This is a genomic window from Tateyamaria omphalii (assembly GCF_001969365.1).
Classification (GTDB): domain Bacteria; phylum Pseudomonadota; class Alphaproteobacteria; order Rhodobacterales; family Rhodobacteraceae; genus Tateyamaria; species Tateyamaria omphalii_A.
The window spans coordinates 3290229-3304245 of the sequence record NZ_CP019312.1; the positions used below are offsets into that span (position 1 = coordinate 3290229).

At 58.9% G+C, this 14017-nt stretch carries 16 protein-coding genes; 8 read left to right on the forward strand and 8 right to left on the reverse strand.

Annotated elements, in window-relative coordinates:
• Positions 1-34: 34 nt before the first annotated feature.
• On the reverse strand, positions 35-427 hold the full coding sequence (locus tag BWR18_RS21920) for a DM13 domain-containing protein (protein WP_076629539.1): 393 nt from the start codon (positions 425-427) through the stop codon (positions 35-37).
• Between the two features lie 169 nt (positions 428-596).
• Here BWR18_RS21920 and hslU point away from each other — a divergent pair, with 169 nt between their 5' ends.
• Genes hslU through BWR18_RS16535 form a run of 3 tightly spaced genes read left to right on the forward strand, consistent with a single transcriptional unit; the run spans position 597 to position 4303 of the window.
• Positions 597-1904: an ATP-dependent protease ATPase subunit HslU gene (gene hslU / locus BWR18_RS16525; RefSeq protein WP_076629540.1), complete on the forward strand. Its 1308-nt coding sequence runs from the start codon at positions 597-599 to the stop codon at positions 1902-1904.
• Between the two features lie 54 nt (positions 1905-1958).
• Positions 1959-3059, forward strand: a complete 1101-nt coding sequence (locus tag BWR18_RS16530; RefSeq protein WP_076629541.1) for an alpha/beta hydrolase — start codon at positions 1959-1961, stop codon at positions 3057-3059.
• A complete protein-coding gene (locus BWR18_RS16535; protein ID WP_254684886.1) occupies positions 3056-4303 on the forward strand; it encodes an MFS transporter in 1248 nt (415 codons plus the stop codon). The genes BWR18_RS16530 and BWR18_RS16535 overlap by 4 nt, the downstream gene beginning before the upstream one ends.
• On the opposite strand, the gene BWR18_RS16540 is transcribed toward BWR18_RS16535, so the two are convergent.
• From BWR18_RS16540 to BWR18_RS16550, 3 genes are read right to left on the reverse strand one after another with little or no spacing between them, the layout of a single operon-like run.
• Positions 4286-4876 (reverse strand): Smr/MutS family protein, encoded by a 591-nt coding sequence (locus tag BWR18_RS16540; protein WP_076629542.1) that lies wholly within the window; start codon positions 4874-4876, stop codon positions 4286-4288. The two genes, BWR18_RS16535 and BWR18_RS16540, sit on opposite strands and share 18 nt — an antisense overlap.
• Entirely contained in the window at positions 4873-5862 is a 990-nt protein-coding gene (gene mltA / locus BWR18_RS16545; RefSeq protein ID WP_076629543.1) for a murein transglycosylase A, read from the reverse strand. The genes BWR18_RS16540 and mltA overlap by 4 nt, the downstream gene beginning before the upstream one ends.
• A 41-nt stretch (positions 5863-5903) precedes the next feature.
• Entirely contained in the window at positions 5904-6563 is a 660-nt protein-coding gene (locus BWR18_RS16550) for a Tim44/TimA family putative adaptor protein (protein ID WP_076629544.1), read from the reverse strand.
• A gap of 115 nt (positions 6564-6678) precedes the next feature.
• Between BWR18_RS16550 and BWR18_RS16555 the strand changes: the two genes are divergently transcribed.
• Positions 6679-7146 carry an FxsA family protein gene (locus BWR18_RS16555; protein WP_076629545.1) on the forward strand — a complete coding sequence of 156 codons (468 nt, stop codon included), beginning with the start codon at positions 6679-6681 and terminating at the stop codon, positions 7144-7146.
• Between the two features lie 61 nt (positions 7147-7207).
• Positions 7208-7693, forward strand: coding sequence for a protein-export chaperone SecB (gene secB, locus BWR18_RS16560; RefSeq protein ID WP_076629546.1), 486 nt, complete (start codon positions 7208-7210; stop codon positions 7691-7693).
• A 44-nt stretch (positions 7694-7737) separates the two neighbouring features.
• Here the strand turns inward: secB and dnaQ are convergent, their stop codons facing one another.
• From dnaQ to BWR18_RS16580, 4 genes are read right to left on the reverse strand one after another with little or no spacing between them, the layout of a single operon-like run.
• Positions 7738-8424 carry a DNA polymerase III subunit epsilon gene (dnaQ, locus tag BWR18_RS16565; protein ID WP_076629547.1) on the reverse strand — a complete coding sequence of 229 codons (687 nt, stop codon included), beginning with the start codon at positions 8422-8424 and terminating at the stop codon, positions 7738-7740.
• Positions 8417-9010, reverse strand: coding sequence for a dephospho-CoA kinase (gene coaE / locus BWR18_RS16570; RefSeq protein ID WP_076629548.1), 594 nt, complete (start codon positions 9008-9010; stop codon positions 8417-8419). Before coaE ends, dnaQ begins: the two co-directional genes overlap by 8 nt.
• A complete protein-coding gene (locus tag BWR18_RS16575) occupies positions 9007-9837 on the reverse strand; it encodes a shikimate dehydrogenase (RefSeq protein WP_076629549.1) in 831 nt (276 codons plus the stop codon). The genes coaE and BWR18_RS16575 overlap by 4 nt, the downstream gene beginning before the upstream one ends.
• Before the next feature lie 16 nt (positions 9838-9853).
• Positions 9854-10453, reverse strand: a complete 600-nt coding sequence (locus BWR18_RS16580) for a Maf family protein (RefSeq protein ID WP_076629550.1) — start codon at positions 10451-10453, stop codon at positions 9854-9856.
• 410 nt (positions 10454-10863) lie between these two features.
• Here BWR18_RS16580 and BWR18_RS16585 point away from each other — a divergent pair, with 410 nt between their 5' ends.
• From BWR18_RS16585 to mnmE, 3 genes are all read left to right on the forward strand, one after another.
• On the forward strand, positions 10864-11310 hold the full coding sequence (locus BWR18_RS16585) for a CopD family protein (protein WP_076629551.1): 447 nt from the start codon (positions 10864-10866) through the stop codon (positions 11308-11310).
• A gap of 123 nt (positions 11311-11433) precedes the next feature.
• On the forward strand, positions 11434-12705 hold the full coding sequence (gene rho / locus BWR18_RS16590) for a transcription termination factor Rho (protein ID WP_076629552.1): 1272 nt from the start codon (positions 11434-11436) through the stop codon (positions 12703-12705).
• Between the two features lie 22 nt (positions 12706-12727).
• The gene (gene mnmE, locus BWR18_RS16595) at positions 12728-14011 is read left to right on the forward strand and encodes a tRNA uridine-5-carboxymethylaminomethyl(34) synthesis GTPase MnmE (RefSeq protein WP_076629553.1); all 1284 of its coding nucleotides are present in this window, start codon (positions 12728-12730) and stop codon (positions 14009-14011) included.
• Positions 14012-14017: the final 6 nt, after the last annotated feature.

The following is a 14017-nucleotide window of genomic DNA, read 5'->3' on the forward strand; positions in this document are numbered from 1 at the left end:
TCTCAGCGGCCTTTTCAATGCAGATGATTGAGGGTCAATTCAGTTTGGCCACCCCCAGCGGGACATTGAATTTTTCACACCAGATCCAGACCTCGTTATACGTGGCGGCATCGACCCCGGCGGGCACGTCAAATGTCTGCTGGCCTGCATTGGCCTTAAGCAGCCCCATCAGCGTGTCCTTGTCATATCCGTTGCGGCCCAGCGCGACCTTGGGGTCGGGCGCCCCATCGAACCAGAAATCATCCAACAGGATCACCTGGCTTTTCCCGTTCTTGGTCACGACCTCGGCCCGACCTTTGGTGACATGATTGCTTTTACCGGTGAATTCACCGACGCGCCCGTGACCCCCGGCAAATCCAAGGGACGGCATGGCGGTCGAGGCGAGAATCGTGGCGGATCCAATCAAGAAGGAACGGCGGTTGGTCATGGGAAATCTCCGGTAATGCGTGTGACGCCGCCAACCTACGCTGCCGTCGCGACAAAATAACCCAGCCTCTCGCGCAAGTGATGCAATGACAACGAAATGCGCACCGATCGTTGCGTTTCGGCTGTTTTCGCATAGGTAAGGCGGGACACTTGTAACAAACGGGCCGCTTGTGACTGACCTGACCCCCCGCGAAATCGTCTCGGAACTTGATCGTTTCATCATTGGACAAAAGGACGCCAAGCGCGCCGTGGCCGTGGCCCTGCGCAATCGCTGGCGTCGCAAACAGCTTGGCGACGACCTTCGGGATGAGGTGTATCCGAAAAATATCCTGATGATCGGACCCACCGGCGTGGGCAAGACAGAGATCAGCCGCCGTCTGGCCAAGCTGGCGCGTGCACCGTTCCTCAAGGTTGAGGCAACGAAATTCACCGAAGTGGGTTATGTCGGGCGCGATGTTGAACAGATCATCCGCGATCTGGTCGATGCAGCCATCGCGCAGACACGCGACCACATGCGCGAAGATGTCAAAGCAAACGCGCACAAGGCCGCCGAAGACCGCGTGATCGAAGCCATTGCAGGGACCGACGCGCGGGAAGGCACGCGCGACATGTTCCGAAAAAAGTTGAAGGCGGGTGAGCTTGACGACACCCTGATCGAGCTGGAAGTGGCCGACACCAGCAACCCATTCCCGACCATGGACATCCCAGGACAGCCGGGGGGCGGCATGGGCATGATGAACCTTGGCGATATCTTTGGCAAAGCGCTGGGCGGACGCACCGTGCGCAAAAAGCTGACCGTGGCGCAAAGCTACGAGGTGCTGATCGGCGAAGAGGCAGACAAACTGCTGGACGATGAAATCGTGACCAAGGCAGCGTTGGAGGCCGTGCAGGAAAACGGCATCGTGTTCCTGGACGAGATCGACAAGGTCTGTGCACGGTCCGACGCACGCGGCGCCGATGTCAGCCGCGAGGGCGTGCAACGCGACCTGCTGCCCTTGATCGAGGGAACCACCGTCAGCACGAAACATGGTCCGGTCAAAACGGACCACATCCTGTTCATTGCCTCGGGCGCGTTCCACATAGCAAAGCCGTCTGACCTGCTACCCGAGTTACAGGGCCGATTGCCCATCCGGGTCGAGTTGCGCGACCTGACCGAAGACGACTTTGTCCGCATCCTCGAAGAGACGGACAACGCCCTGACCCTGCAATACACCGCCCTGATGAAGACCGAAGAGGTCACCGTGACGTTTGAACCCGAAGGCATTCGCGCCTTGGCCCGCATCGCGGCCGAGGTGAACAAAAGCATCGAGAACATCGGCGCACGACGGCTTTACACCGTGATGGAGCGCGTGTTCGAAGAACTGTCATTCACCGCACCGGATCGCGCCGGGGACAGCATCACCGTTGACGCGGATTTTGTCGAAACCCATCTCGGCGAACTTGCGCGATCCACGGATGTCAGCCGATACGTGCTCTAGCCGTTTTCCATTCGCTCGGGTACATCCGGGGTATCGAATGGGCAAGGGCTTGGAATGCGCGCACTACTTTTGGTCCTGATCCTTGCGCTGGCCTCGTGCAGCGACAGAACGGCGGCGCCCATCATTCCCGCGGCGCTCGAGATCGGTACAAATCGAAATGTCTTCATCGGCACCACCCGCGGCATCAATGACGCAGGTGAATACGGGATCGGCCGGTCAAAGACCCTGAACCTGTTGCAAGCCACCGTATCCCTGCCGCCCGGTCGCGCGCTGGGCACCGTGTCGGACGGGCAGGACCGACCGAAACCGGACCGCGACTTTGTCATGGCAGGGCTCGACCGCTTTCCCTCGGACCAAAGCTTTCGCGCGTCGCTTGAGGCGGACATCCGGTCCCAACCCCCGAACCAGCGCGAGGTGACGCTCTTCGTCCACGGCTTCAACAACAGCTTCACCGACTCGGCCTTTCGCCTCGCCCAATTGGCCGAGGATCTTGAGATACCGGGCACGCATGTCACCTATTCCTGGCCAAGCCGCGGCAATCCTTTGGGGTACGAATACGACCAAGACAGCGCACTCTTTGCCCGCGACGGCCTCGCGGATATGCTGCGCCTGATCCGATCGGCAGGCCAGCCCGACATCATCCTCGTGGCGCATTCCATGGGAAGTGCGCTGGTCATGGAAACACTGCGGCAGCTTGAAATCGCCGAACCCGGATGGACCGGGCGCAACATCAACGCCGTGATCCTGTTGTCTCCAGACATCAACGTCGATGTGTTCCGCAGCCAATTCTCACGCATCGAAAAAGCGCCGGACCCGTTCGTGGTGATGGTGTCGCGCAAGGATGCGATCCTGCGCGTGTCCTCGCGCCTCAGGGGCGAGAAATCGCAGCTTGGGAACATCCAGAACGCAGACGCAGTCGCGGATTTGCCAATCACGGTCGTGGATGTCACCGCCTTTACCGACCGAAAATCGGGCAACCACTTTGTCGCCGGGGGGTCACCCGCGCTGATCCAGCTGCTCAGGCGATCGTCGGATCTGGACCGCGAATTCCTGCGCGGGCGCCCCGGCACGGTTCTGACAATCCCCGGCGCGCGACGGATCAGAGCACCGGTCCGACAAAGGGAAACCGAAACCACGGCCAGTGACGCCCGGTGACAGGCACCCACCGCCACCCCGAACCCATCGGTGCATTCCTCAAGGACAACCGGCAATGGCTCGCCGCGGGGGCGCTGCTGACACTTCTGTCCTCGTTCGGGCAAACATTCTTCATCTCCATCTTCGCCGGTCAGATCCAGGATGAATTCGGACTGACCCACGGCAGTTGGGGCGCGATGTATGCGCTGGGCACAACGGCCTCGGCTCTGGTCATGGTGTGGGCGGGCGGTCTGACGGATCAGTTCCGCGCGCGTACGCTGGGCGTGGCTGTGCTGGTCATGCTGGCCCTGTCCTGCCTGGCGATGGCCATCAACCCTTACGTGATTGTCCTGCCCATCGTCATCTTTGCGCTGCGGCTCATGGGGCAGGGCATGACCAGCCACATCGCCATCGTGGCCATGGCGCGCTGGTTCGTCGCCACGCGCGGACGCGCCCTGGCCGTTGCAACACTGGGGTTTTCCCTTGGCGAAGCGATCCTGCCAGTGCTGTTCGTATCGTTGATGACTGTCCTGGATTGGCGCCTGCTTTGGGGGATTGCAGCCTGCATTGCCCTACTGGGTGTACCAGCCCTGTCAAAGCTCTTGCGCGAAGAACGCACGCCACAATCCATGGCATCGCAGGACCAAGCCGCCGGGATGGGCGCCCGGCATTGGACGCGGGGCGAGGCGCTAAACCATCCACTGTTCTGGTTCATGGTCCCGGCACTCCTCGGCCTCTCGGCCTTCGGCACCGCCTTTTTCTTCCAACAAGCGCATTATGCGCAGGTCAATGGCTGGACCCACCTGTCGCTTGTCGCGCTCTTTCCGATTTACACGGGCGTCGGCATCGGCGCGATGGTTCTGTCCGGCTTCGCGCTTGACCGTTTTGGCACGGCGCGGCTGATCCCGTTTTACCAAGCGCCCCTCGTCGCGGCGTTCCTGTGCTTTGCATGGGCAGATCAGCTGGGGATGGTGGCGCTTGGCCTTGTGTTCTTCGCCATGACCACCGGGGCCAATTCAACCTTTCCCAATGCATTCTGGGCCGAATTTTACGGCACGCGGTTCATCGGGTCGATCAAGGCGATGGCCGCCGCCGTCATGGTGTTGGGTTCGGCCATCGGGCCTTTGATCACAGGCGTATTGATCGACCTTGGGGTGCCGCTGAACACGCAATATATCGGCGTCGCCGCCTATTTTATTTTGGCGTCGTGCAGCATGTGGACCGGCATCGCGCGCGCCCGGCGCACGCTACCGCTGCCGGCGTAGGTAGACGTAATAGGCACCGCCACCGCCATGGCGCACATTGGCTTGGCTCACCTGCAAAACGACCGACGACAGGGGCGGCATCGACAGCCATTGCGGCACCTGATGCCGCAACACGCCAAAGCGCACCGGGATCGGCCCATCGTCATCGCGGTGCTTGCCTTTGCCGGTGACCACCAGAACCAACCGCTTGCCTTGCCCATGCGCCGACAGGATAAAACGGATCAAGGCCGGGTGCGCACGGTCCGTCGTCATTCCGTGCAGGTCCAACTTACCCTCGGGCTGCAATTTGCCGCGCTTCATCTGGGCAAAGGCCTTGCGGTCCATCTGCACCGGTTGCGCGGCAACCTGATCCACGATGGATGGTGTAAGATTAACGGACGTTTTTGATCCGGCCGGGCGCCCATTCGGTCTGGCTGGTGCAACCTCGAATATCTGTCTGGATCGGGGTGCGGGCGACGGCGTTGTCACAAAGTCATCCGGATGAAATGGCTTTTCCGGGTGCAGGCGATCCGTCTTATCCACCACCTTTCGCCACAGGTCCTCTTCCTCTGGCCGTAACTTGCGACGGGTCATATCGCACCCTCGGGAAGCAGCGCATAGGCGCGCTGTATCGGCATCAACACCATCATCCGACCAGGATCACGCAATCGCCCTGCGGCCCGCCCGGCCTCATCACCCGTGCCAAAGAATACATCGGCCCGCTGCGCACCCTTGATGGCCGAGCCTGTATCCTGCGCGATCATCAAGCGCCGCAACGGGTCCGCCCCGTCCTTTTCGATCCAGACCGGTGCGCCCAGCGGCACGAATTTCGGATCAACGGCAATGGACCGCATGGTTGTAATCGACCTGTTCATGGCACCCAATGGCCCGCGTTCGGCGGGGACTTCGCTCACCTCACGAAAGAACACATAGGACGGGTTGTGGTACAGCAACTCTTTTCCAACATCGGGATTGCGCTGTACGTAATTCCGGATGACCTGCGCGCTGACCTGATGCGCGGCATAGGTGCCGCGCCGCACCAGTTCCGCACCCACGGACCGATACTCGTGCCCGTTAAAGCCGCTATATCCAACGCGGATCATCTGGCCGTTCGGTAAGCGGATTCGCCCTGATCCCTGGATCTGCAGAAAAAACAGCTCGACCGGATCATCGACCCAAGCAATTTCGAGCCCACGACCTTGCAGAAATGGCCCTTCAAGGATTTGCCGCCGTGTCAGCCAGGGGCGGATGGCCCGTGCTTCGGGTGGCATGGCATAAACAGGATAGCGGTAGCGCGCACTGCGCGTCAGCGACCCGTCCAGCTCCGGTTCAAAGTAACCCGTGAACATGGCAGGCTGACCATCTTCGATCAGAACCGGGCGAAAGAACAATTCAAAGAATGCGCGCGCGTCGGGCACGTCGCCCGCCAAGGCACAAAGCGATGTCCAATCGGGATCATCCATGTCTTGGCACGTGTTGCGAAAGGTCGTCAGGGCCGCCGCATGGTCATCTTGCGCCCAACCGTCGAGGGACGCAAAATCAAGTACGGTGTATTTGATATCGGACGCAGAGGCTGTCATGGCCCAGAAGGTTGCGCAGACAACCGATACCCAAAACCGGACTATGCGTCGGTCGACACAAGTATCCAATTCGGATCGTCCGCACCCATCGTTCGGGAGAAGGCCCATGTGTCTTTCTGCCGCTTCACCTCAGTCAGACTACCTTCTACGATATCTCCGCCCTGATCGCGAACAGCAGATTTAAGTTCTGCGACAAAGCGGATCGTCAACTCGCCTTCGCTTGTGTCGGGATCGAATGTTGCATCCGTCAGCTTCAGCTCGCGTACACCCACAAACTCCGCCTCGATGGTCAGTCCCTGATCCTCGCGCGCGGCGACGCCGTCGACAAAGGATTCGTAAATCTCTTCGGACAGGAACGGCTGGATGTCGGCAAGGTTGCCGTTCTCATATCCCATCACGATCATTTCATAGGCACCACGGGCACCGCCCAGAAACTCTGCCACGTGGAACGATGGCTCAACCCGCTTCATCTCGGCCAGCGCCTTGGCCGCGTCGCTGTCCTCTTCCACGTGGTCGGTGATGTCCAAGTCCGGCCCACCCTCAATCACCTCAAGGTCGGGGCGGTTCAACCGATCACTGGGCTGTTTCGGAACGGGGGGCTGTTCGAACCCTTCGCGTGTTCCCAACACGTTTTTAAGGCGCAAAATCAGGAAAACAGCGATGCCGGCAAGCACCAGTAACTGGATAAGCGGAGAGTTCATTCAATCCTCGTCTTTCGGGGTCGGGTGGCGATTGCGCCGTCGGACCCTTATGTAGGTGCGCAAGGGGCGCAAGTCCACTGTACGGCCCCTTGTGGAAAACGAAAGGATTGCTTGGATGTGGCTGTTTTTGGCCTTTCTTCTGGTTCCGCTGATCGAGATCGCCCTGTTCATCCAGATCGGTGGCGCGATCGGGCTGGGCTGGACCCTGCTGATCGTGGTGATCACCGCCGTGCTCGGCACGATGCTGGTGCGGGCGCAAGGCATGCAGGCGCTCGGGCAGGTAAAGTCATCGTTCAACCAGATGCGCGACCCCAGCGAGGCACTGGCCCACGGCGCCATGATCCTCTTTTCCGGCGCCCTGCTGCTGACACCCGGTTTCTTCACCGACGCCGTGGGCTTTGCGCTTCTGGTGCCGGGCGTGCGCCTTGCGGTCTTCCGCTGGGCACGGTCGCGGATCAAGGTCACAACGTTCTCGACGCATGGCACGCCCCGCCCCGATCCCAACATCGTCGATGGCGAATATACCGAGGTTGATCCCGACCAACGCGAGGTTCATGGCCCCTCCGGCTGGACCAAGCATTGAGGCCAACGGGCCAAGCTGCTACGACAGCGGTGACATTTTATTTGCCTCGGAGAGAAAACAGATGGCCGAAGAACAAGCCACACAGCCCGCTGCGCCGCAGATGCGCGTATTGGGTCAATACATTCGCGATATGTCATTTGAAAACATCGTGTCGCAGAAAGGTGCTGCACCGGACGTGCAGCCCGACGTTCAGGTTCAGGTGAACCTGGACGCAAAGAAACGCGCCCAGGACAACCAATACGAATGCTCGATCAAGCTGAACGTGACCTCCAAAGCCAAGGAAGGTGACACCGTTCTGTTCGTTCTGGAGATCGACTATGTCGGCATGTTCCACATCGAAAACGTGCCCGAGGATCAGATGCACCCGTTCCTGCTGATCGAATGCCCGCGCATGATCTTCCCGTTCCTGCGCCGCGTGGTCAGCGACATCACCCGCGACGGCGGCTTCCCGCCGCTGAACCTGGAAAACATCGACTTCGTATCGCTCTACCGCAACGAAATCGCGCGTCGGCAAAAAGAAGCCGCGCCATCCGAACCGGTCAACTGACCCTGATCAATCTGAAAAAGGCCCGGTGCCCGCACCGGGCTTTTTTATTTGTGCCACAGCGTCGCGTCCCCCAAACCGCCAACAAACGCGGCATGTGCTGACGCTTCTTCGGCTGTCAGCCGCTCGGGCAGAGGGCGGGGCCGCGGCGGGGGGGTCCAGGCCTCAATATCAACGGTGTCGGCGCTGCTGCCGCCACGGGTGGACAGACCAAAATCGGGCTGCCGCCCCCCGATCAGTTCCAGATACACCTCGGCCAGAATTTCACTGTCCAGCAGCGCGCCGTGCAGGGTACGGGCCGAATTGTCGATGCCAAAGCGACGGCATAGCGCATCAAGCGATGCAGGCGAGCCGGGAAACCGGCGGCGCGCGATATCCAACGTGTCGATGGCGCGATCAAACGGAAGTTGCGGCAGGCCCATCCACTTCAGCTCGGCATTCAGAAATTTCATGTCAAAGGCCGCGTTGTGGATCACCAGCTTTGCGTCGCCGATGAAATCCACGAACTTTTGACCCAATTCCGCGAATTTCGGTTTGCCCCGCAGGAAATCATCGCCAAGCCCATGCACCTCAAACGCCTCTTGCGGCATGGCGCGTTCGGGGTCGATATATTCATGGAACACGTTGCTGGTCGGGACGTGGCCGATCAACTCGATGGCACCGATTTCCACGATCCGGTCACCGCTTTCGGGATCAAATCCCGTGGTCTCTGTGTCCAGTACAATCTCACGCATGTGCGACGCTGCCCCTGATCTGCCGAACCACAGAATGAACCTGCGCGCGGGCATGTTCAACTGTGTCTGTTTCAATGACATAATCCGCGCGCTCACACTTTTCCGCGCTCGGCATCTGTTTTGTCAGAATGGCGTCAAACTGCGCGTCCGTCATGGATCCGCGGGCAAGGACGCGGGCCCGTTGCGTGGCTGCATCCACATGGACAACAGCAACGGCATCCATGGCCTTGTCACCGCCCGTTTCAAACAGAAGCGGGATATCAAAGACGACAATGTCGGCATCAACCCCCGCCAGAAAATTCTGCCTGTCGGTCACGACAAGGGGGTGGACGATGCTTTCGATGGCTTTCAGGGCCGTTGGGTCGTCTGCGATGATCACCCGCAGTCTTTCACGGGATACGGCACCGTCTGCCACCGCGTCGGGGAATTGCGCCTGCATCGGGGCCACAGCGGCACCGCCGACATCGTACAATCTATGCACGGCGGCATCTGCATCCCAAAGCGCACAGCCTTCTTCGACAAACATCGCCGCAGTCGTCGATTTCCCCATCCCGATGGACCCGGTCAGGCCAAGTTTGAAAGTCATCGCAGCGCCGCCGCACGCGTTGCGCTGTCCACAACAGGGCGATGACCAAACCACCGCTCAAAGGCGGGAACCGCCTGATGCAGCAACATCCCCAAACCATCGACCGTGACACAGCCTGCCGCTTCGGCAGCAGCAAGAAGATCGGTCTTGAGCGGGGCATAAACCAGATCGGTCACAAGTGTGCCTGCGCGCAACCCGTCCAGTGGCACGCGCATGGCGGGCTTTCCAATCATACCCAGCGACGTGGTGTTCACGACAAGCGCTGAATCCTCCAGAACATTGCCCGCCTGAACCCAGTCCACAACCGACACCTTCTTGCCGAAATCATCCGCCAGTTTTTCCGCACGAACCCGTGTTCGGTTGGTCAAAAGAATCTCAGGCACGCCCGCATCCAACAAAGACGCAAGGACCGCCCGTGCCGCCCCGCCCGCGCCCATCACCGTGGCCGGTCCAGCCCCCGGGTCCCAATGCGGCGCACCGGCTTTCAGGTTCTCGATGAAACCATACCCGTCCGTGTTGTCCGCATGAATTTGTCCGTCCCTGCGGAAAATCAACGTATTGGCAGCCCCGATGAGGGTCGCGCGATCTGTGACAAGATCGGCAAGTTCCAGCGCGGCCTCCTTGTGAGGGATGGTGATGTTCACCCCCACAAATCCGGCTTTGGGCAGCGTGCGCAAGACATCCTCCAGATCCCGTGCAGCAACATCCATCGGGATGTAATCGCCCTTCAACCCAAGCGTTCTGAGCCAGTGGCGATGCAATTGCGGCGACTTTGAATGCGCTATCGGCGTTCCGATGACGCCCGCCAAAGGAATTTTGTCGCTCATTCTTACCTGCCTTCGATTATCCGTCGATCACCCCACGCAGCGTCAGGAAGGCGAGCAGTTCCAACAGTGGCATCCCGAGAACATTGAAATAGTCCCCCTCGATGCTGTGAAACAGCCGCACCCCCTCGGCCTCTAGCTGATATGCGCCAACTGAATGGCGGATGTCATCCCAATTTCTGGCCATATAGTCATTCAGGTAGCCATCCGACACCTGCCGCATCCGCAACCGGACCTGTCCGACATGCCGCCAGATCGGTTTTCCCTCGTGATAGATCACGGCGGCCGACAAAAGCATGTGCCGTTCACCGCGCATGGCGCGCAACTGATCTGTAGCCTCTTCTGGGTCGGAAGGTTTTGACAGAATTTGTCCATCAAAGGCCAGCACCTGATCACACCCGATCACCATGGCCCCCGGCACCTTGTCGGCAACCTTGCGCGCTTTCATCTCGGCCAGCGCATCCGCGACGTCGCGAGGCGGGGCGCCCTCTGCGATCAGCGCGTCCTTGATCGCATCCTCGTCCACACGCGGCGCCATGGCATCAAAGGGCACACCGGCATTGCGCAAAAGCTGTGCCCGGATCGACGAACCGGACGCAAGGACGATGGGGGTGGTCATGTGGATATCCCTGTGTGCTGCTGAGGTCGAAGTGTGGGATCAAAACCGCGAAGGCAAGGCACATCTGGCGACAGCGGAGATCTTTGGTCAAAATCAGGCACTTTGCCAAGCGTTCATACCCCATGGGTAAGAATAAACCGTGGCATGAGGACAAGTCCGTTCATGACTTGTTAAGCACATGTTTTTCCACAACCACTGTTACCGATGACCTAAACAAGTGTTTGTTTTTATTTTGTTTTTTACTGTTTTTCCGAAGACGTTAACAAAATGTCAAAACATGTCCCACCATGGGACACTGCATGGATAAACGGATAATCCACAGAAATCCCGACCCCTACAAAATCATCATCTCTTTTCTTTCTTATATTTATTTATAAGGGTGGCGCCGAACTTCACGGACAGGCGAACGCATGGATTTTCTCATCTCCCTTTATCCCTGGATCAAGGCGCTGCATATCATGTCTGTCATCGCCTGGATGGCCGCCCTGTTCTACCTCCCCCGCCTCTATGTCTACCACGCAGAAAGCGTCGGTCTCGAAGGAGAAACCCACGCCCTGTTTCAAACCATGGAATACAAGCTGCTCAAGGTCATCATGAACCCAGCCATGATCGCAACCTGGCTTTTTGGGCTGGCACTCGCCGCCATCCCCGGCGTGATTGACTGGGGTGCCGTCTGGCCCTGGACCAAACTGATCGGGATCCTCGCAATGTCCGGCTTCCATGGCTGGCTGAGCAAGCAGCGCAAGGCATTTGCTGCGGGCGGGCCGGTCAAGACCGGGCGGCAGTACCGAATGATGAACGAAGTGCCGACGCTTCTCATGGTTCTGATCGTACTGTCGGTCGTCCTGAAGTTCTGAGTTCATTGACTCCTGCCGCCACAGCACTTATGTGCTGCCTCGCACCCCGTCCGGGGACCGCACACAGCTTTCACATTTGACTGGACGCGCACCGCTGCAACACTGCGGGCCAAGAGTATTCCCATGACCGCAGAACGCCTCGCCCTTGCTGACCTCAAGGCGCAAAGCCCCAAAGACCTCCTTTCCACCGCAGAAGAGCTTGAGATCGAAAACGCCTCGACCATGCGGAAGGGCGAAATGATGTTCCAGATCCTGCGCGAGCGCGCGGACGAGGGATGGGAAATTTCTGGCGATGGCGTGCTGGAGGTTCTTCAGGACGGCTTTGGCTTTCTTCGCTCCCCAGAGGCGAATTATCTGCCAGGTCCCGATGACATCTATGTCTCGCCCGATATGATCCGGCAATATTCACTCCGCACCGGCGACACGATTGAAGGGGTGATCAAGGCGCCCGACGATACCGAGCGTTACTTTGCCCTGACCAATGCGACCAAGATCAACTTTGAAGAGCCCGAGCGCGCCAAGCACAAGATTGCCTTTGACAACCTGACGCCGCTTTATCCCGATGAACGGCTGACATTGGAAAAGAAAGACCCGACAACCAAGGATCGGTCGGCACGCATCATCGACCTGGTAGCCCCGATCGGGAAAGGGCAGCGGTCATTGATCATGGCTCCGCCGCGCACCGGTAAGACGGTTCTTCTGCAAAACATCGCGTCCAGCATCGAACAGAACCATCCAGAATGTTACTTGATCGTTTTGCTGATTGACGAGCGCCCCGAAGAGGTGACCGACATGCAGAGGTCAGTTCAGGGGGAAGTCGTGAGTTCCACCTTTGACGAACCGGCGACTCGCCACGTGGCGGTTTCGGAAATGGTGATTGAAAAAGCCAAGCGCCTTGTGGAACATAAGCGAGATGTTGTTATCCTTTTGGATTCGATCACAAGACTTGGTAGAGCATTCAACACTGTCGTGCCATCGTCCGGTAAGGTGCTGACAGGTGGTGTTGATGCCAACGCATTGCAGCGCCCCAAACGGTTCTTTGGTGCTGCGCGTAACATCGAAGAAGGTGGATCGCTGACCATCATTGCAACGGGTCTGATCGAGACCGGCAGCCGCATGGATGAGGTGATCTTTGAAGAATTCAAGGGCACTGGTAACTCTGAAATCGTCCTGGATCGTAAGATTGCAGACAAGCGCGTGTTCCCCGCGATCGACATTCTCAAGTCCGGGACGCGGAAAGAGGATCTGCTGGTCGACAAAGTCGATCTGGCCAAGACATTTGTGCTGCGCCGCATCCTCAACCCGATGGGCACGACCGACGCGATTGAATTCCTGATCTCAAAGTTGAAACAGACCAAGACGAACAGCGAGTTCTTTGACTCAATGAACACCTGATCCATTCGCCGGAGGAAGAGGGATGGATACGATCTTTGCCCTCGCCACGGCGCAGGGACGTGCTGGCGTTGCGGTTGTCCGTATTTCGGGCCCGGCAGCAAAACGTGTTGCCCGGGGGCTTTGTTCCGATCTGCCACAGTCCAGGCAGATGGTGACGCGTGTGTTGCGTGACGCGAAAGCGCAACCCCTCGATCACGCCCTGATCCTTGTTTTCGATGCCCCGCGCAGTTTCACGGGTGAGGACGTCGTTGAACTGCACCTTCATGGAAGTGTCGCTGTGGTTTCCGCCGTTTTGCGGGAGTTGGGTAAAACCGAAGCGCGTATGGCGGAGCCCGGAGAATTTACCCGCCGCGCGCTTGAAAACAACAAGATGGATCTGGCCCAGGTCGAAGGTTTGGGTGATCTGATCGAAGCGGAGACCGAAGCACAGCGGCAACAGGCGCTACGAGCAGTATCGGGTGCGCTTGGGGCGCAGATCGAGACCTGGCGCAGCCTTTTGATCCGAGCGGCAGCTTTGATTGAAGTGACGATAGATTTCGCGGATGAGGACGTACCTGTTGATGTCACGCCCGAGGTGCAGGACCTGTTGGAGCAAGTGACATATGGCATCCGCAAACAGCTAGTGGGTTTTTCGGCGGCAGAGCGGATCCGGGTTGGCTTTGACGTTGCGATTGTGGGTGCACCAAATGTCGGTAAATCCACTTTGTTAAATGCACTGGCACAGCGTGAGGCAGCGATCACATCGGACATCGCGGGCACGACCCGGGATGTCATCGAGGTGCGGATGGATCTGGATGGCCTACCTGTCACCTTGCTGGATACGGCAGGTCTTCGAGAATCCGAAGATCAGATTGAGGCCGAAGGAATTACGCGGGCGATATCGCGGGCGCGGGACGCGGACTTGCGTGTTTTTCTCGTGGAACCCGGTGAAGAACTGCTGGTCCCGGTACAGGATGGGGACGTGGTGCGTGCACCCAAAGCTGATCTGAGAGTCGATGACTTGCCCGCTGTTTCCGGAGCAACGGGAGTGGGTGTTGATGATTTGGTCCAGGATGTCACAAAAGCACTGCTAAACCGCAGCCAATCAGCTGGCCTTGTCACACATGAGCGGCACCGCGCGGCGATGGAACGCGCATTGATTGATTTGTCATCGGCGTCCACATTGGTGGCGGCGGGGCCAGATCAGTATGATATTGCCGCGGATGAGATGCACGTTGCGATTCGATCCTTGGAGGCGGTTGTTGGGCGTGTGGATGTTGAGAATCTGCTGGATGAAATCTTTTCCAGTTTTTGCCTAGGTAAGTGATGGAGT